General features: G+C 46.1%; 17 protein-coding genes and 2 tRNA genes. 16 read left to right on the forward strand and 3 right to left on the reverse strand.

Annotated features, from left to right (window positions below; all coding sequences use genetic code 11):
- The first annotated feature begins 1 nt into the window (after position 1).
- From JQX58_RS12615 to sthA, 8 genes are all read left to right on the forward strand, one after another.
- Positions 2-1,198, forward strand: a complete 1,197-nt coding sequence (locus JQX58_RS12615) for an NADH:ubiquinone reductase (Na(+)-transporting) subunit B (RefSeq protein ID WP_204147218.1) — start codon at positions 2-4, stop codon at positions 1,196-1,198.
- Positions 1,191-1,988, forward strand: coding sequence for a Na(+)-translocating NADH-quinone reductase subunit C (locus JQX58_RS12620; RefSeq protein WP_204147219.1), 798 nt, complete (start codon positions 1,191-1,193; stop codon positions 1,986-1,988). The genes JQX58_RS12615 and JQX58_RS12620 overlap by 8 nt, the downstream gene beginning before the upstream one ends.
- A 2-nt stretch (positions 1,989-1,990) precedes the next feature.
- A complete protein-coding gene (locus JQX58_RS12625) occupies positions 1,991-2,653 on the forward strand; it encodes an NADH:ubiquinone reductase (Na(+)-transporting) subunit D (RefSeq protein ID WP_204147220.1) in 663 nt (220 codons plus the stop codon).
- Complete coding sequence (gene nqrE / locus JQX58_RS12630) at positions 2,654-3,262, forward strand: NADH:ubiquinone reductase (Na(+)-transporting) subunit E (protein ID WP_204147221.1); 609 nt, start codon at positions 2,654-2,656, stop codon at positions 3,260-3,262.
- 42 nt (positions 3,263-3,304) lie between these two features.
- Positions 3,305-4,531, forward strand: a complete 1,227-nt coding sequence (nqrF, locus tag JQX58_RS12635) for an NADH:ubiquinone reductase (Na(+)-transporting) subunit F (RefSeq protein ID WP_204147222.1) — start codon at positions 3,305-3,307, stop codon at positions 4,529-4,531.
- Positions 4,532-4,600: 69 nt separating this feature from the next.
- A complete protein-coding gene (locus JQX58_RS12640) occupies positions 4,601-5,617 on the forward strand; it encodes an FAD:protein FMN transferase (protein ID WP_204147223.1) in 1,017 nt (338 codons plus the stop codon).
- 16 nt (positions 5,618-5,633) lie between these two features.
- Positions 5,634-5,870: a (Na+)-NQR maturation NqrM gene (gene nqrM / locus JQX58_RS12645; RefSeq protein ID WP_204147224.1), complete on the forward strand. Its 237-nt coding sequence runs from the start codon at positions 5,634-5,636 to the stop codon at positions 5,868-5,870.
- Between the two features lie 14 nt (positions 5,871-5,884).
- Positions 5,885-7,279 carry a Si-specific NAD(P)(+) transhydrogenase gene (gene sthA, locus JQX58_RS12650; RefSeq protein WP_204147225.1) on the forward strand — a complete coding sequence of 465 codons (1,395 nt, stop codon included), beginning with the start codon at positions 5,885-5,887 and terminating at the stop codon, positions 7,277-7,279.
- A gap of 62 nt (positions 7,280-7,341) precedes the next feature.
- Here the strand turns inward: sthA and JQX58_RS12655 are convergent, their stop codons facing one another.
- Together JQX58_RS12655 and JQX58_RS12660 are read right to left on the reverse strand one after the other, a co-directional pair.
- Complete coding sequence (locus tag JQX58_RS12655; RefSeq protein WP_239090341.1) at positions 7,342-7,926, reverse strand: hypoxanthine-guanine phosphoribosyltransferase; 585 nt, start codon at positions 7,924-7,926, stop codon at positions 7,342-7,344.
- Positions 7,923-8,774 carry a YihY family inner membrane protein gene (locus JQX58_RS12660; protein WP_204147226.1) on the reverse strand — a complete coding sequence of 284 codons (852 nt, stop codon included), beginning with the start codon at positions 8,772-8,774 and terminating at the stop codon, positions 7,923-7,925. The genes JQX58_RS12655 and JQX58_RS12660 overlap by 4 nt, the downstream gene beginning before the upstream one ends.
- Positions 8,775-9,120: 346 nt before the next feature.
- Here JQX58_RS12660 and JQX58_RS12665 point away from each other — a divergent pair.
- The 8 genes from JQX58_RS12665 to JQX58_RS12700 all read left to right on the forward strand — a co-directional run bounded on the left by JQX58_RS12665 (position 9,121) and on the right by JQX58_RS12700 (position 17,611).
- Positions 9,121-9,197 (forward strand) — tRNA-Arg (locus tag JQX58_RS12665).
- 109 nt (positions 9,198-9,306) lie between these two features.
- Entirely contained in the window at positions 9,307-10,641 is a 1,335-nt protein-coding gene (gene tig, locus JQX58_RS12670) for a trigger factor (RefSeq protein ID WP_204147227.1), read from the forward strand.
- Positions 10,642-10,712: 71 nt separating this feature from the next.
- Complete coding sequence (gene clpP / locus JQX58_RS12675) at positions 10,713-11,345, forward strand: ATP-dependent Clp endopeptidase proteolytic subunit ClpP (protein WP_204147228.1); 633 nt, start codon at positions 10,713-10,715, stop codon at positions 11,343-11,345.
- A gap of 16 nt (positions 11,346-11,361) precedes the next feature.
- On the forward strand, positions 11,362-12,645 hold the full coding sequence (gene clpX, locus JQX58_RS12680; RefSeq protein WP_204147229.1) for an ATP-dependent Clp protease ATP-binding subunit ClpX: 1,284 nt from the start codon (positions 11,362-11,364) through the stop codon (positions 12,643-12,645).
- Positions 12,646-12,828: 183 nt separating this feature from the next.
- Positions 12,829-15,216: an endopeptidase La gene (gene lon, locus JQX58_RS12685; RefSeq protein ID WP_204147230.1), complete on the forward strand. Its 2,388-nt coding sequence runs from the start codon at positions 12,829-12,831 to the stop codon at positions 15,214-15,216.
- Positions 15,217-15,345: 129 nt separating this feature from the next.
- Positions 15,346-15,618, forward strand: a complete 273-nt coding sequence (locus JQX58_RS12690; protein ID WP_204147231.1) for an HU family DNA-binding protein — start codon at positions 15,346-15,348, stop codon at positions 15,616-15,618.
- Between the two features lie 7 nt (positions 15,619-15,625).
- Positions 15,626-15,702 (forward strand) — tRNA-Asp (locus tag JQX58_RS12695).
- Between the two features lie 76 nt (positions 15,703-15,778).
- Complete coding sequence (locus JQX58_RS12700; RefSeq protein WP_204147232.1) at positions 15,779-17,611, forward strand: SurA N-terminal domain-containing protein; 1,833 nt, start codon at positions 15,779-15,781, stop codon at positions 17,609-17,611.
- A 71-nt stretch (positions 17,612-17,682) separates the two neighbouring features.
- On the opposite strand, the gene JQX58_RS12705 is transcribed toward JQX58_RS12700, so the two are convergent.
- Entirely contained in the window at positions 17,683-18,606 is a 924-nt protein-coding gene (locus tag JQX58_RS12705; protein WP_204147233.1) for a Dyp-type peroxidase, read from the reverse strand.
- Positions 18,607-18,618 lie beyond the last annotated feature (12 nt).

Below are 18,618 nucleotides of genomic sequence, written 5' to 3' on the forward strand. Positions count from 1 at the left end.
CATGGGTCTAAGAACTATTCTAGATAAAATGGAGCCTGAGTTTCATTCAGGCGGCAAATATGAGAAATGGTATGCGCTGTACGAAGCAGTGGATACGATTTTTTATCGTCCAAGCAGTGTCGCTAAAGGCGGTTCTCACGTACGTGACGCGGTAGACATGAAGCGTGTCATGATTTTGGTATGGATGTGTACTTTCCCTGCCATGTTTTTTGGCATGTACAACATTGGTTTCCAAGCAAATACAGCACTAGATGCTATGGGTGCGGCCCCTGCTGACACTTGGCGCCAAGGTGTTATCGGTGCATTGACTGCGTATAACGTAGACAGCATCTGGGATAACATGATTTATGGTGCAATGTACTTCTTGCCAGTTTACCTAACAACGTTTGTTGTTGGTGGCTTCTGGGAAGTATTGTTTGCTGCTGTGCGTAAGCACGAAGTCAACGAAGGTTTCTTCGTAACCTCTATCCTATTTGCACTAACGCTTCCGGCAACGATTCCTTTATGGCAAGTTGCACTTGGTATCACCTTCGGTGTGGTGCTAGGTAAAGAGGTGTTTGGTGGTACCGGTAAGAACTTCTTGAACCCTGCACTAGCAGGTCGTGCGTTCTTGTTCTTCGCATACCCAGCTTCTATGTCTGGTGACGCAGTATGGACAGCGGTAGATGGTTACTCTGGTGCAACAGCGCTTAGCCAAGCAGCTGCAGGTGGTGTTGAAGCACTGTCTATTGCTTGGAGTGATGCATTCTTCGGTTTCATTCAAGGATCTATGGGTGAGACATCGACGCTGGCTATCTTGATTGGTGGCGGTATCTTGGTGGTGATGCGTATTGCGTCATGGCGTATCGTTGGTGGCGTTCTGTTGGGTATGGTTGCAACTTCGCTACTTTTCAATGCGATCGGCTCTGATACCAATCCTATGTTTGCAACGCCTTGGTATTGGCACCTAGTCTTGGGTGGCTTTGCTTTCGGTATGATGTACATGGCTACAGACCCTGTATCAGCCTCTATGACAAACCGTGGTAAGTTGTTCTACGGCGCGCTTATTGGTGTGATGGTGGTGTTGATCCGTGTGGTTAACCCGGCTTACCCAGAAGGTATGATGTTGGCAATCTTGTTCGCTAACTTGTTTGCTCCGTTCATCGACCACTTCGTAGTGCAAGCAAACATCAAACGGAGGATTGCTCGTAATGGCTAGCAGTAACGATAGCATTAAAAAGACCATCATCGTGGCGCTGTCACTGTGTTTGGTGTGTTCGATCTTTGTTGCCGGTGCAGCTGTTGGTCTAAAGCCAATTCAGCAAGAAAACCGTGACTTAGACCGTAAACGTAACATCTTGGCTGCAGCGCAAATGCTTGAGCCAAACGAAAGTATCGATGAAGTTTTCGCCACCGTTGAGAAACGTCTGGTGAATTTGGAAGCAGGTCGTTTTGCGACAGCTGAAGAGCTTGAGCAAGATAACGTTAGCGTTGATACCTACATCCAGCAAGATGCAGCCAAAGATCCTGATCTTTCAAAATCTCTTAAAGGTGGCAACGATCCAGCGAGTATTAAACGTCGCGCGAAATACGCTGTTGTATACCTTGTAAAAGATGAAAGTGAGAAAGCACGCATTATCTTGCCTGTTCATGGCTACGGTCTATGGTCAACTATGTATGGCTTCGTAGCTCTAGAAGATGACTACTCAACGATTGTTGGTTTTGGTTTCTATCAGCAAGCTGAAACACCTGGACTAGGTGGTGAGGTTGATAACCCGAACTGGAAAGCGCTATGGGAAGGTAAAGAAGTCTACAACGAAAACAATGAGCCGGTGATTCGTTTGGCGAAAGGATCTGTTGATCCTAATGAGCCGGATGCGGAGCATAAAGTAGATGGTCTTTCTGGTGCGACTTTGACAAGCCGCGGTGTGACGAACCTAGTTCAATACTGGTTTGGTGAAGAAAGCTTTGGTCCTTTCCTAACTAAACTGCGTAGTGAGGGAGAGTAAGCATGTCTGATGTGAAAAAAGTCCTGTTTGGACCGATTCTTTCTAACAACCCGATCGCCTTGCAGATCCTAGGTATTTGTTCTGCGCTAGCAGTAACAAGTAGCTTGAGCGTAAGTTTGGTAATGTCGATCGCACTAACGCTAGTGTGTGCATTCTCAAACTTCTTTATTGCGATCATTCGTAACCACATTCCAAGCAGCATTCGTATCATCGTACAGATGATCATTATTGCCTCATTGGTAATTGTGGTTGACCAGGTTTTGAAAGCGTTTGCTTTTGAAATCAGTAAGCAGCTTTCGGTATTCGTTGGTTTGATCATCACCAACTGTATCGTTATGGGTCGTGCAGAAGCCTACGCTATGAAAAATGGCCCAGGCATGAGCTTCCTAGACGGTATCGGTAACGGTCTTGGTTACAGTGCGATGCTGTTGATTGTCGGCTTCTTCCGTGAACTATTGGGTGCGGGTAAGTTGTTCGGTGTTCCAGTACTTGAGACAGTTCAAAACGGTGGCTGGTACCAGCCAAACGGTTTGATGCTTCTTCCACCAAGTGCTTTCTTCGTAATTGGTCTAGTGATCTGGGCATTGCGTGCCTACAAGAAAGAACAGGTTGAAGAGCCAGAGTTCAAGATTGCTAAAAACTCTCGTTCTCAGGAGGCCCTATAAATGGAACACCTAATCAGTCTTTTTATTAAGGCCGTATTTGTTGAAAACATGGCGTTAGCCTTCTTCTTAGGTATGTGTACATTTTTGGCACTGTCTAAGAAAGTTGAAACAGCGATTGGTCTGGGTATCGCAGTTGTTATCGTACTGGCGGTAACGGTTCCTGTGAACAACCTGCTATACCAAAACCTATTGGCAGACGGCGCGTTAGAGTGGGCTGGCCTACCTAATGTTGACCTAAGCTTCTTGGGTCTATTGAGCTACATCGGCGTTATCGCGGCGATTGTTCAGATTTTGGAAATGACTTTGGATAAGTACATGCCAGCGTTATACAACGCATTGGGCGTGTTCTTGCCACTGATCACTGTAAACTGTGCCATCATGGGTGCGTCACTGTTCATGGTTGAACGTGATTACAACTTCTCTGAAAGTTTGGTTTACGGTGTGGGTGCTGGTATCGGTTGGGCGCTTGCAATTGCAGCCCTTGCAGGTATCCGTGAGAAGCTAAAATACTCTGACGTGCCAGCAGGTCTTCGTGGTTTGGGTATTACGTTCATCACCGTTGGTTTGATGAGCTTGGGCTTCATGTCATTTTCTGGTGTGCAGCTTTAATCGCTGCACAGTTAGACAACCAAGAAAAAAGGTTAAACTAGCATGGACTTAGAAACAATTATTCTAGGTGTTGTGATGTTTACTGCTATCGTACTGGCACTAGTAGCAATCATTTTGTTTGCTCGTGCCCGTCTAGTAAGTAGCGGTGACGTAACAATCCGAATTAATGGTGAAAAAGAAGTGACATCGCCTGCCGGCGGTAAGCTTCTTCAAACCCTAGCGAACAGCGGTATTTTCTTGTCATCAGCATGTGGTGGTGGCGGTACTTGTGCACAGTGTAAATGTAAGGTGCTAAACGGTGGTGGCTCAATGCTATCAACTGAACGCTCTCACTTTACTCGCGGCGAAGAAAAAGAAGGTTACCGTCTATCTTGTCAGGTGTCTGTTAAGCAAGACATGGACGTAGAGGTTCCGGAAGAAGTCTTTGGTGTAAAAGCATGGGATTGTACGGTTGAGTCAAATCCAAACGTTGCGACCTTCATCAAAGAGCTAACGCTACGTTTGCCTGAAGGTGAAAACGTAGACTTCCGTGCTGGTGGTTATGTGCAGCTTGAAGCGCCGCCACACACGGTTAACTACAAAGACTTCGATATTCAAGAAGAGTACCGTGGCGATTGGGATCACTTTAATCTTTGGAAATTCGTTTCTAAAGTAGATGAGACCATCATTCGTGCTTACTCAATGGCGAACTACCCAGAAGAGAAGGGCGTTGTGAAATTCAACATCCGTATCGCTTCACCGCCACCAGGTAAAGACGATGTGCCACCAGGTCAAATGTCTTCTTACGTATTCAGCCTTAAGCCAGGCGATACAATCAAAGTATACGGTCCATTTGGTGAGTTCTTCGCTAAGGATACGGACGCAGAGATGGTATTCGTTGGTGGTGGTGCAGGTATGGCGCCAATGCGTTCGCATATCTTCGACCAGCTTAAGCGTCTAAATTCTACGCGTAAGATCTCTTTCTGGTACGGTGCGCGTAGCTTGCGTGAAGCCTTCTACACGGAAGAATACGATCAGCTTGAAGAAGAAAATGAAAACTTCGAATGGCATTTGGCACTTTCTGATCCTCAGCCAGAGGATAACTGGGAAGGTAAAACAGGTTTCATCCATAACGTATTGTATGAAAACTACCTGAAAGATCACCCAGCGCCAGAAGACTGTGAGTTCTACATGTGTGGACCTCCGATGATGAACCAGTCTGTCATCAAAATGCTAGAAGACCTAGGTGTTGAGAAAGAAAATATCCTTCTTGATGACTTTGGTGGCTAGCACTGAATGAAACACAGACCCACCTTTTGGTGGGTCTTTGTTTTTCGCTTGTTAAAATGTTGTGTGTCTATGAAAAATAAATTTCTACTGGGACTTGTTGTCGTGATTTTGGCGACGATTCTTTACAAGTCAGTATCTTTTTCGCCAGAACTTATTAGTTTCTCCGGCCCGACAATGGGCACCACGTACACCGTAAAATATGTGTCCACTGCGGATGCAGCCAATAAAGAAGAATTACAAACGCAAGTAGATGGTGTGTTAGCGAGAGTGAATCGCTTGATGTCTACTTACGATCCAAGCTCAGAATTGTCTGAGTTTAATAAATTGCCTGCGGGCTCGACCATTGAGATTTCAGATGATATGGCGTATGTGCTTGAAGAGGCGTTGCATATCAGTGATATCACTCATGGTAAATACGATGTCACGGTAGGACCACTGGTTAACCTGTGGGGTTTTGGCCCAGGGGTGCATCATGACCAGGCCCCTTCTGCAGAAGAGATTGCGACAACCAGTGAGCGAGTGGGTTTTCATTACTTAAGCTTGCAAGGTAATCAATTAAGTAAGTCACGTGAAATCTATGTGGATTTGTCATCGATTGCCAAGGGTTTTGGGGTGGATGAGGTGGCTCGTACCTTGAAGGAAGCGGGTATAAAGGACTATCTTGTAGAAGTCGGCGGGGAAATACGTGCTGCTGGACATAAAATCGACGGCAGTAGTTGGAAGATCGGTATTGAAAGCCCTGCTGGTGGTCACCAAGTGGCCCAGCGCATTATTGATGCTGATGATATTGCCATCGCTACCTCAGGTGATTACCGAAATTATTTTGAAGAAGATGGTGTGCGTTACTCGCATACGATTGATCCAACCACGGGTAAGCCGATTACACACCGCTTGGTATCGGTAACAGTGCTTGATAAGAGTGCGACCCGTGCCGACGGTCTAGCGACCGCCATTACAGTATTAGGCCCAGAAGATGGTCTGAAGCTTGCTAACGATGAAGGTGTAGCAGCTTATATGTTGGTGAAAGAAGATACAGGGTTTGTTGAGCAATACTCTGAGGCGTTTACGCCGTTTTTAGCCGACTAATTCATGAGAGGTTAATATGACTACGATTTTATTGGCATTTGGTTTGATGGTTGCCTTGGTGATTGCCATGGCTGTAGGTGTTCTGATGGGGCGTAAGCCTATTTCTGGTTCGTGTGGCGGTATGAGTGCCCTGAACATGGAAGTGGCTTGTGACATTTGTGGCGGTGATAAAGGAAAGTGCGAAAAGGAAACTAAAAAAGCACGTGCAGCTGACGCTTCTGATGATCAGTTTTATGACGCAACAAATAAATGAGGTAATAGAATCTTATGACGACTAGGCATTATGATGTCGTGGTACTAGGTACCGGTCCTGCTGGGGAGGGAGCTGCAATGAATGCAGCTAAAGCAGGCAAACGCGTTGCTGTCATTGAGGCTAGTCCGCGAGTAGGCGGGAGCTGTACCCATCTTGGTACAATCCCTTCAAAAGCACTTCGTCATGCGGTAAAAGAAATTATGGCCTTTAACACGAATCCCATGTTTCGTGCGATTGGCGAGCCACGCTTATTCTCTTTCCCAAAAGTCTTGGAAAGTGCGAATAAAGTGATTGATAAGCAAGTATTAGGACGTACCGAATACTATGCGCGTAACCGTATCGATGTGTACTTCGGTCGCGGTAAATTCAAAGATGCGAATACTATTGAAGTCAATACGTACGAAAAAGGCCCAGAAGAGATTCGTGCTGATCGCGTTGTGATCGCCACGGGTTCACGCCCATACCGTCCGGTCAATATCGATTTCAATCACCCACGCGTGTACTGTTCAGACAGTATTTTGACGCTGAATCATACACCACGTTCACTGATTATTTACGGTGCTGGCGTTATCGGTTCAGAGTACGCATCGATTTTTAGTGGCTTAGGTGTGCGTGTTGAGTTGATCAACCCAGGTAAGAAACTGCTTAGCTTCTTGGACGACGAAATTACGGATGCCTTGAGCTACCACTTGCGTGACGGCGGTATTTTGATTCGCCACAACGAGACGTATGAGTCAGTAGAAACGACAGACAAAGATGTGGTGCTGAACTTAGCGTCAGGTAAGAAGCTTAAAGCCGATGCTTTGTTGTTCTGTAATGGCCGTTCGGGTAACACTGAAAGTCTAGGTCTTGAAAATATTGGTTTGGAGACTAACTCTCGTGGCCAATTGGCAGTGAATGATACTTACCAAACTGCAGTAGAAAACGTTTACGCAGCGGGTGATGTGATTGGTTGGCCAAGTTTGGCGAGCGCTGCCTACGACCAAGGTCGTTCAGTCGCGGCGAATATGTTTGACCTAGAAGGTGGTCATTACATTTCCGAGGTGCCAACGGGGATTTACACGATTCCAGAGATCTCTTCGGTCGGTAAAACAGAAGCTGAATTGACATCTGAGAAGGTGCCTTACGAAGTTGGACGAGCCTTCTTTAAGAACACTGCGCGTGCACAAATTACCGGTGAAGCGGTAGGGATGCTGAAAATTCTATTCCACCGTGAAACGCTAGAGCTGTTGGGGATCCATTGTTTTGGTGACCAAGCTTCTGAAATCGTACACATCGGTCAAGCAATCATGAAGCAGCCAGGTGAATTGAATACGTTGAAATACTTTTTGAATACGACATTTAACTATCCAACGATGGCAGAGGCTTATCGTGTGGCAGCGTTGAATGGTTTCAATCGCGTGTTCTAGTATGTGATAAGTATAAAAAAGGCGCCTAGGGCGCCTTTTTTGTGTGGAATTGTATTGCAGTCTTATTTGCCCTTCACCGCATAGATCGCTTGCAAGTTGCGGAAGTAACCTTGGTAATCCATGCCGTAACCGAATAAAAATCGGTCTTCAACATCTAAACCGTTGTAGTCTGGGCGCATCTCAACTTTACGGTCGTGCAGCTTATTAACCACGGTTGCTGAGTAGACATTTTTAGCACCTTTCTCTTCAAACCATTTGATGATGGCTTCTAAGGTATGGCCTTGATCAAAGATATCGTCAACGATTAAGACTTCACGACCTTCAAACTCTGCTTCAGGAAAGCGGCTCCAGTGTAATGTGCTACCTTGTATTTCTTTGCCGTAGCGACTGGCTTGTACGTAGTCGATTTCTAGCGGAAACGTCAATCTTTGTAGTAGGGCAGCGGTAGGGATGAGGCCACCATTCATGACACAAACTACTAATGGGAGTTTGTCGCCAAGGTCTGCGGTGATTTGCTCGGCCATATTATCTAGCGCATCGTTAATTTGCTCAGCACTGATTAGGCAGTCTGCTTCGCTTAAGATAGTCTTGAGTTCGTCGATATTATGCATAAATGAGTACAGTTTCTTAGAAGTTTGACCGATCATTCTAACTCATCGGAGTCTTTATAGCGATTCAAATTGTGCAGCGTAGCGTTGAGGCTAGCGGACAGCAAAATGATGAGCCATGTGAACTGTAGCCAAACTAAAAAAATTGGCAAGGCAGCAAAGGTGCCATAAACAATTTGGTAGCTGGCAAAGAATTGCGCAAAGTTACCGAAGATGGAGTTAAGTGTGGCAATCGCGACACCACCTACCAAGGCGGCTACGGCAGTGGGTTTAATGCGTACTTCAGTATTAGGGATCAGAAAATTAATTAAAAACAATAATAAGAAATAAATGAGATAGCTAGCCAGCTCAACTAAGTTTTCAAAAATATTAGGAATGTATTGTCCAGTGATTTGCGACGATAATAATGTGCCGTAGAGGCTCATCATGACGGCCAGCATAATAGGGCCAAGTGTTAATACTGCCCAGTAGGTTAACAGTCGCTCACGAATTTTACGTTTCTGTTTTATTTTCCAAATAGCTTGTACAGAGCCTTCGAAACTATTGAGTAGTAACAGGGCGGTGAATATAAGCGTTGCCACGCCTGCTGCGGGTAAATTCTTTGTTTGGTCTGAGAAATCCAATAGATAAGGGATAACAGTACTGCTGCTTCCTGGGGCAAGATTTGCCTCAATAAATTCCATCAAGGTGTCTTGAATGGAATTGATGGCAGGGGTTAAGCGTAATATGCCGAATACAATCGTAATAATCGGTACCGCCGCCAATAAAGAGGCGAGCGTCAAGTGGGCAGCACGCAAAGACACTTGGTGTTTTTGGGCGCGCATCCAGACCAAGCGCACCAACTGGTAGAAAGAAGCAAACGCATTTTTTGCGGCGCGAAGCTGCATAGTCGATATCCTTATAAGTAGCCTAGTATTAGTTTAACGCTAAACGTGTTTGGCGGCTATTGTGCAAGTAATGAGGTAAGTGCACATATATAGTGCAAGGTCAATATTTGTGATCCAATTTGGTTGCAAAGCCGTAGGGCCGCGGATAAAATTCGCGGCGTTCCTTTTGTGATATTTGTACTGTTGAGTAACTGAGGTTATCACTAAGAAGCATTCTTAGAACCTTGGTGACGAAAAGTCATATATTATTTTTTAGCCCAGCTTTGCTGGGCTTTTTTATGTCTTTGAGTTGACGATTTATATTCCTTCCCTATAATAGCGCGTCACTATTTGTGATGTAGTCAAAGCGCCTGTAGCTCAGTTGGATAGAGCATCCCCCTTCTAAGGGGATGGTCGGGGGTTCGAATCCCTCCAGGCGTGCCATTTTTTCTACTCACGTTAATTTTTTGGTCTTGTTGACTGAGCTTTAAAGTAAGTCGTGATTCTTCGCGGCGGCGTCAACAAATGAAGCACGTTCCCAAGAGGAAGTTTTATGCAAGTTTCTGTAGAGACAACGTCTCCAATCGAACGCGTTCTTACTATTAGCGTTCCTGCTGCACGTATTGATGATCAAGTTAGCTCAGAAGTAGCTAAAACCGCTAAAACAGTACGTATCGACGGTTTCCGTAAAGGCAAAGTGCCAGTAAGTGTTGTGAAGAAACGCTACGGTCAAAGCATCCGTATGGAAGCCATTGAGCAAATCATGCGTGACGCATACGTTGAAGCGATCCAAGCTGAGTCTATCCAGCCTGCTGGTATGCCTTCAATCGAGCCAAAAACTATCGCAGAAGGTTCTGACCTAGAATTCATCGCGAAAGTTGAAGTTTACCCAACAATCGAACTTGCTGATGCTTCTGGCATTGAAGTAACTCGCGTTGTGTCTGAGGTGACTGAAGCAGACGTTGATACTATGCTTGAAACACTGCGTAAGCAAAACGCTGACTGGGTAGCTGTTGATCGCGAAGCGCAAGACGGCGACCAAGTAACTATCGACTTTGTTGGCTACCTAGGCGACGAAGCGTTTGAAGGCGGCGCAGCAGAAGGTCACAAGCTTGTACTAGGTTCTAACTCTATGATCCCTGGCTTTGAAGAAGGCATCGTGGGCATCAAAGCAGGCGAAGAGCGTACAATCTCTGTTACTTTCCCTGAGCAATACCAAGCTGAGCACCTAGCTGGTCAAGAAGCTACCTTCAAAATCACTGCGCAAGCAGTTGAAGCGCAAGAGCTTCCTGAGCTAAACGACGAGTTCGCTGGCAAATTTGGCCTAGAAAATGCGACACTTGAAGGTCTTCGTGCAGAAGTTCAGAAAAACATGGAGCGTGAGCTAAGCCAAGCAGTTAAAGGCAAGCTTAAAAACTCTTTGTTCGATCAACTATTGGCATTGAACCCAGTTGATGTTCCTGCGGCTTTGGTTGACCAAGAAGTTGATGGTCTACGTAAGCAAGCGGCACAGCAATTCGGTGGTGCACAAGGTTTTGACGCTTCTCAGCTACCAGCTGAATTGTTCCAAGATGAAGCGAAAAAACGTGCTGCACTAGGTCTTTTGATCTCTGAAGTGATCCAAAAAGAAGAGCTAACAGTAGAAGATGAACGCGTTCGTGCATTCCTAGAAGACATGGCGCAAGCTTACCAGCAGCCACAGCAAGTAGTAGACTTCTACTTAAACAACAAAGAGCAGCTTGCACAGGTTCAATCTGCTGTACTTGAAGAGCAAGTTGTTGATAAACTGCTAGAAAGCGCGAAAATTACTGAAGTAACTCTAAGTTACGAAGACGCTATCAAGCCAGAAGCTCAAGCTGCAGAAGCAGAAGAGTCTGAAGAAGCATAAGCTTAGCTTATAATTCTCATAGGCCGGTATAGCGCAAGCTATACCGGCTTTTTCGTTTTAAGGAATAGGATATGAATTTAATGACCCCTACAACTGGCCCAGTCGCGATCACTAGTAACGGTCTAGTCCCTATGGTTGTTGAGCAAACTGCGCGCGGGGAACGATCGTTTGATATTTACTCTCGCCTACTGAAAGAGCGTGTCATTTTCTTGGTGGGTCAGGTTGAAGATCATATGGCGAACCTAGTGGTTGCCCAACTGTTATTCTTAGAATCTGAGAACCCTGATAAAGATATCCATCTATACATCAACTCGCCTGGTGGTTCGGTCACAGCGGGTATGTCAATTTATGATACGATGCAGTTTATTAAGCCAGATGTAAGCACCATGTGTATTGGTCAAGCGGCTAGCATGGGTGCGCTACTGCTGACAGCAGGTGCAGAAGGTAAGCGTTACTGCCTACCGAACTCTCGTGTCATGATTCACCAGCCGCTAGGTGGTTACCAAGGTCAAGCGTCTGATATCGAAATCCACACGCGTGAAATTCTAGGCATCAAACATCGTTTGAATGAAATCATTGCTCACCACACTGGGCAAGATATTGAAAAAGTCGCACATGATACCGATCGTGATAACTTTATGAGTCCTCAAGCGGCTAAAGAGTATGGTTTAATTGACGACATCTTAGAGAAACGCGAAGTATAAGAAAGGGTGGACATTAATGTCTGATGATAAATTTAGCCGAGGCGAAAGCTCCGATCGCTTGCTGTACTGCTCTTTCTGCGGAAAGAGTCAGGATGAAGTGAAGAAGCTGATTGCTGGACCTTCGGTTTATATCTGCAACGAGTGTGTTGATCTGTGTAACAACATCATCACACAGGAGTTGTTGCAAGGTGACAGTGAAGCAGAGTCTAACGACGAACTGCCAACACCAGCGAAACTTGCAGCGGCCCTAGACGATTACGTTATTGGTCAAGATCGTGCCAAGCGTGTTTTAGCGGTAGCGGTTTACAACCACTACAAGCGCTTACGTCATCAAGGTCTAGCGAACACTGAAGTCGAGCTAGGCAAAAGTAACATCCTGTTGATCGGTCCGACTGGTTCGGGTAAAACGCTTTTGGCGCAAACCTTGGCGCGCGTTTTAGATGTTCCGTTTACCATCGCTGATGCCACTACACTGACCGAAGCGGGTTATGTGGGTGAGGACGTGGAAAACATCATCCAGAAGTTACTGCAAAACTGTGACTACGATGTTGAAAAAGCGCAGCGTGGTATCGTTTACATTGACGAGATCGATAAGATTTCTCGTAAGTCTGATAACCCATCAATCACCCGTGATGTGTCGGGCGAGGGTGTACAGCAAGCATTGTTGAAACTGATTGAAGGCACTGTCGCATCGGTTCCGCCGCAAGGTGGTCGTAAGCATCCACAACAAGAGTTTGTACAGGTAGATACCTCCAACGTACTGTTCATCTGTGGTGGTGCATTCTCAGGTCTTGAGCGTGTCATCAGTGACCGTACTGAGAAAAGTAGTATTGGCTTTAAAGCGACCGTGAAGAGCAAAGAAGAAGATCGTTCTTTCTCTGAGGCGGTGCATAAGGTTGAAACAGAAGACCTTGTGAAATTCGGCTTGATTCCAGAGTTTGTTGGTCGTTTGCCTGTCGTGGCGACGCTATCAGAGCTGGATGAAGAAGCGCTAATGACGATTCTTAGCCAACCTAAAAACGCTCTGACCAAGCAGTATCAACACTTGTTTGAGCTTGAAGGTGTGGAATTAGAGTTTACCGAAGAGTCGCTACGCGAAGCTGCGCATCTTGCGCTAGAGCGTAAAACCGGTGCCCGTGGTTTGCGCAGTATCTTGGAGTCAGCTTTGCTTGATTGCATGTATGATCTGCCGAACCGCTCTGATGTGGCAAAAGTGGTTATGGATGGTGCTTCAATCCGTGGCACATCAGCGCCTCTGATGGTGCTTGAAAACGAACAGAAAGACGCCTCAAACGGTTAATTTCTATACAATTTTCGCCTCCAGCACATGCTGGATGGCGAAAAATTGTCCTTCCCTGTGTTTTTCCCACATTTCCTCAGCGAATACGCTTGTAATTTTTGCCAATTGACCTTATCTCTTAATTAACACAGTTAAGTCATACACATGAGTGCCAATGGTACTGATGTCCAGTTGGAAGTAATTATGTCTGATTCTATATTTTTGCCAATGTTGCCGTTGCGTGATGTCGTTGTATATCCGCATATGGTTCTGCCGCTATTTGTCGGCAGAAAAAAGTCAATTGCTGCGCTAGAGTCGGCGATGGAAGGCGACAAGATGGTATTTCTTGTGGCACAGCAGGACGCTTCAAAAGACGACCCGAAACAAGACGATCTTTATGTCACCGGTACGGTCGCTAAAGTTATTCAATTGCTACGCTTGCCTGACGGTACCGTTAAGGTTCTAGTGGAAGGGCAATATCGTGCTGACCTTAAAGCTTTGGAAGAGGGTGATGAGTGGGTCTCTGCATCCATTGAAGCCCTACCTGAAGCTGAAGGCGATGAGTCGGAATACCCAGCCATCCGTAATGCTCTGATCAAACAGCTTGATGAGTACGTAGCGGGTAGCAAGCGTATTCCTAGTGAAGTCGTTACTTCCTTGAAATCCATCGATGACTTATCGAAGCTGATTGACTCTATTGCTGGTCACATGAGTCTTAAGCTTGAAGACAAGCAGCGTGCGCTAGAACTGAACTCTTTGGTTGAGCGTGGTGAGCATCTGATGGGCTTGATGGATGGTGAGCTGGATATCGCTCATTTAGAAAAAAGCATCCGTAGCCGCGTTAAAAAGCAGATGGAAAAGAGTCAGCGTGAGTACTATTTGAATGAGCAGATGAAAGCCATTCAAAAAGAGTTAGGTGATATGGATGATGGCAGTAATGAGTTGGATCAGCTGCAAGAGAAAATCACCGAAGCTAAGATGTCTCAAGAGGCCACTGAAAAAGCCGAAGCTGAACTTAAAAAGCTAAAAATGATGTCACCTATGTCGGCCGAAGCGACGGTTGTGCGTGGTTACATTGATTGGTTGATCTCATTGCCGTGGTCGAAGCGTTCTAAAGTGCGCAACGACTTAGCCTACGCGGAAAAAGTTCTGAACGAAGATCATTATGGTCTACAAGATGTAAAAGATCGCATTCTTGAGTTCTTAGCGGTGCAGCAGCGTGTTAAGAAAATTAAAGGACCAGTATTGTGTTTGGTGGGGCCGCCAGGTGTTGGTAAAACGTCTCTAGGGCAATCGATTGCTCGAGCGGTCAACCGCAAATACGTGCGTATGGCATTAGGTGGCGTGCGTGATGAATCTGAAATTCGCGGTCACCGTCGTACTTACATTGGCTCAATGCCAGGTAAGCTGATCCAAAAACTTGCCAAAGTGAAGGTTAAAAACCCACTGTTTTTGTTGGATGAGATCGACAAAATGGGTATGGATCAACGTGGTGACCCAGCCTCAGCGCTGCTAGAAGTGCTTGATCCTGAGCAAAACCATACCTTCAATGATCACTATCTTGAAGTCGACTATGACTTGTCGGATGTGATGTTCATCTGTACCTCTAATAGCATGAACATTCCTGGACCACTGGTTGACCGTATGGAAGTTATCCGTATCCCAGGCTACACCGAAGACGAGAAGCTTAACATTGCTAAGCGCTACCTTGTGCCTAAGCAGATTAAGCAAAGTGGTTTGAAAGAGGCTGAGATCGATCTTACCGATGAAGCGCTGATGGATGTGATCCGTTACTACACCAAAGAAGCAGGTGTGCGCGGTCTAGAGCGTGAAATCAGTAAAATCTGTCGTCGCGTAGTCAAACAGCAAACCTTGGCGAAAGGTAAGGGCACGGTTGAGGTCAACTCAGACAATCTAGAAGACTTCTCTGGGGTGCGTAAGTTTAGCTACGGTAAGGCAGAAGAGAACAACAAGATCGGGCAAGTAACAGGTCTTGCATGGACGTCTGTCGGCGGTGAGCTGTTAACGATTGAAGCCGCGGGTGTACCTGGTAAAGGTCGTCATGTCAAAACCGGTTCTCTGGGGGATGTGATGCAAGAATCCATCCAGGCAGCGCTAACGGTTGTACGTAGTCGTGCCGTCGGTCTTGGTATCGCTGAAGATTTCCATGAAAAAGTGGACTTACACTTACACGTGCCAGAGGGTGCGACACCAAAAGATGGCCCAAGTGCGGGTATCGCCATGTGTACCGCTTTGGTATCAGTGTTGGCAAAAGTGCCTGTTAAAGCTTCTGTCGCCATGACTGGTGAGATTACGCTACGCGGTGAGGTATTGCCTATTGGTGGCCTAAAAGAGAAGCTGCTTGCGGCGCACCGTGGCGGTATCAAAACAGTCTTGATCCCTGACGAAAATAAGCGTGATCTAAAAGAAATTCCGGATAACATCAAAGCAGACCTTGAAATCATCCCGGTAAAATGGATTGATGAAGTGCTAGATGTCGCATTAGAGTACGTTCCTTCACCAAAAAACGCAGAAACTGTGTCTGGAAAGGAAAAAACTGTTGATGAACAAGAATCTGTGAGTCATCATTAGTGCAAACCCTGTGTTGACAGGGCTTAAGACGGGCTTGTATAAATGCTCATCTGTGTCGGCCGTTTTATTTTGTTATTTTGGGCCGAATTAAAATACCAAGGAACCACGAGAATACTGAAGGGGTAGAACGTGAATAAATCAGAATTGATTGATGCTATTGCCACGTCCGCAGATCTGTCTAAAGCAGCGGCAAGTAATGCGCTAGACGCAACTTTGAAATCTATCGAAGAAGCGCTAGCAAAAGGTGACCAAGTAACTTTGGTTGGTTTTGGCACTTTTGCGGTTAAAGAGCGTGCAGCACGCACAGGTCGTAACCCTCAGACTGGTGAGGAAATCCAGATCAGCGCTGCTAAGGTTCCTAGCTTCAAAGCCGGTAAAGGCCTTAAAGACGCGGTAAACTAATGTATTTGGAGCGGTAGTTCAGTTGGTTAGAATACCTGCCTGTCACGCAGGGGGTCGCGGGTTCGAGTCCCGTCCGTTCCGCCATTAGAGCAAAGAGGTGTGTTCCCAGCGGAATGCACCTTTTTTGTTTTTCTTTTTATGTTTTTAGGGTGGAGGCAAGATGCTCCAGGATATTAGAGACAAGTCACAGGGTATTGTTGTTAAAGTAATCATCGGTGTGGTGATTGTGACGTTTGCTCTGTTTGGCGTCGAAGCGTTAGTACAAAGCTTTACTACTTCGGACACGGTGGCTGAAGTTGATGGTCAAGAAATTACACGTACGCAATTGATGCAAACCGCTGAAACTCAGCGTCGTCAGTTGATTAGCATGATGGGTGGTCAAATCGATCCAGCTATGCTGGAAGATAATGTGCTGCAGCGTCGCGCTTTGGATGAGCTAGTGCAGCGTGCCGTTTTATCTAATCAAGCTAAAGCTCTGAATTTGGGTGTCTCAGACGCGCAAATTGATGCGTTTTTAGTGCAGGTTGAACAGTTTCAGACAAATGGTCAGTTCGACCAAAATAAATACCTTAACTACATTCGCTCCTTAGCGATGACGCCATTGGCTTTTAAAGAGCGTATTAAGCAAGATATGTTGATTCAGCAATCACGCAACGCGTTGATTGGCTCTGAGTTTGTCTTGCCAAGTCAAATCGAATACGTTAGCCGTCTACAGAATCAACAACGTAGCTTTGATTTCGTGCGTTTTTCGCTAGCTGATCAAATGGAACAAATGGACGTTAGCGAAGAAGCTCTAGCCGCTTACTACGATGAGCATCAGCAAAGCTTTGTTTCACCTGAGCAGGTAAAGCTTAACTATGTGTTAATTTCGGCTGAAGACCTTGAGCAAGACATCGAGATTTCAGATGCTGAATTACAAAGTGCTTATGAGGCGTACGTTGGTAACTTCCAAAATGAAGAGCGTGAAGCGGCTCATATCTTGATCGATACGGCATCACGCAGTGATGACGAAGCCCAAGCTTTGGTGGAGCAAATCCAAACTGAGCTAGCTGAGGGGGCGGACTTTGCGGACTTAGCAGCCCAGTATTCGGATGACTTAGGCTCTAAAGATAATGGTGGTGATCTTGGCTACGTGACTCGTGGCATCATGGTTGAGCCGTTTGAAGATGCTTTGTTTGCTATGCAAGAAGGCGATGTGGAAACAGTCGAAACTGAGTTTGGTTACCATATCGTTAAGCTGAATGAAATCGTAGCGACCGATGCGCCATCTCTAGACGAAGTGCGTGCTGAGTTGATGGCTGATTTAGTGCCTCAAAAAGCTCAAGAGCAGCTATTGGCTGAGCATGAAAACATTACAGATCTTGCTTATGCGAGTGACGATCTTGACGCCTTGGCTGATGAGTATAATACCTCTGTACTGACTACAGACTTCTTTGGTCGCGATGGTGGCAGTGATGATATCACGACGGCGCCTGCTGTGATTTCAGCAGCCTACAGCCCAACCGTGCTAGAAGACGGTCACAATAGTGACTTGATCGAGCTAAGTGATACGCAAGTTGTAGTGGTGAATCTTAATCAGCACAATCAAGCGGCACAGCAGTCATTTGAGGAAGCCAAAGATGCGATTACTGAGATTGTGATGCAGCAGCAAGCGGCACAAGCGTTACAGCAAATGGCGCAAGCACAGTTGAACTCAGAGGATGCGGACTGGACCTCGGTGAATAACGCGGATCGTGGCCAAAATGAAGTGGCAAGCTTAGCTTTTGGTCTGGCTTATCCTGAAGACGGTAAACCAACGCTAGCGGTTGAGACGATGTCTAATGGTGATGTGGTGGCACTGCGTCTGCGTGAAGTGACACAGAGTGAAACACAAGTCAGCGACGCTGAGCGTGAAACCTATGAAAACTCATTGCGTCAGATCTTTTACCGCTCTACATTGCAGGCGCGTCAAGCACTGCTAGAAAGTAATGCTGAGATTGAACGTAATAACTAATCTTACGCTTCAATAGAGTCAAAAAAACCACGCCTCGGCGTGGTTTTTTATGCCCATAAGACAGCTCTGGATTAGTGTTTTAAAGCGGCTAGGAAGTCGAGCGTTGGCACAAAGAAGGCGCTGCCTTCAGTGGCATGGGTATATTTCATGAGATGATCAGCACGGCCTTGTTCATCGCCTTCGATCATACTTTGCAGCATCAAATTAAAGATAGAAGGGGTTTTTGAATAGCTGACAAAAACTAAACCTTGTTGGCTTAGGTCGCCAAACGGCATGCTGTGGCGCAATATTTCTAAAGAGTTACCTTGCGCGTCTTTTAGGGACGTACGCTTAGTGTGGGCATGAGGTGACTTTTCGTCCGAAGCGTATTCTTGGTTTTCATATTTAGTACGGCCAAAGGTGTCTTCTTGGGTTTTCAGGTCTTGCTGTTCCCATTTTTCTAAGTCGTGCACGAACTTGATGTAGTTCAAATACGAGCCACCTTGGTAAGCGGGATCTTCTGTGCCTACCAAGGCTACCTCTGCACGATCATCGCCTTCTGGGTTTTCTGTGCCATCGACAAAACCAGTAAAGTCACGGTTGTCTAAATATTTAAAGGTAGTGGTCTGTTCTACTAAAGTGACACTGTCGGCAAAGGCTTTAAACAGCTTAAGTGATAAGGCATGGACGGCGTCATGGCGCATCGCTCGTACGTGCAGCAGAATATCATGTGCTCCATCTTTTACCTGTAAAAACTCGCCTTTATAGCTTGGGAAAGGCGCCAGCTCTTGAGGCGGTGTTTGCTGTGTAATGCGTTGCCAGCTGTGGCTAGAAAAGCCTATGGCTGAATACAGCTGGCTATCAGGGAACTGTTGTTGTATTTGCGCAACGATGTCCGGCACTGCGGCTAACACCTCACGCAGCTGAGCTTCTTTGCCAGTGACGGCATTTAATAGAATAAAGGTGGCATCGCTTGACGCTTCAGCGGTGATGCTGGATTGATGGTCGTAAGACATATCTGGCAAAAC

Source organism: Marinomonas ostreistagni, assembly GCF_016888445.1.
Taxonomy (GTDB): domain Bacteria; phylum Pseudomonadota; class Gammaproteobacteria; order Pseudomonadales; family Marinomonadaceae; genus Marinomonas; species Marinomonas ostreistagni.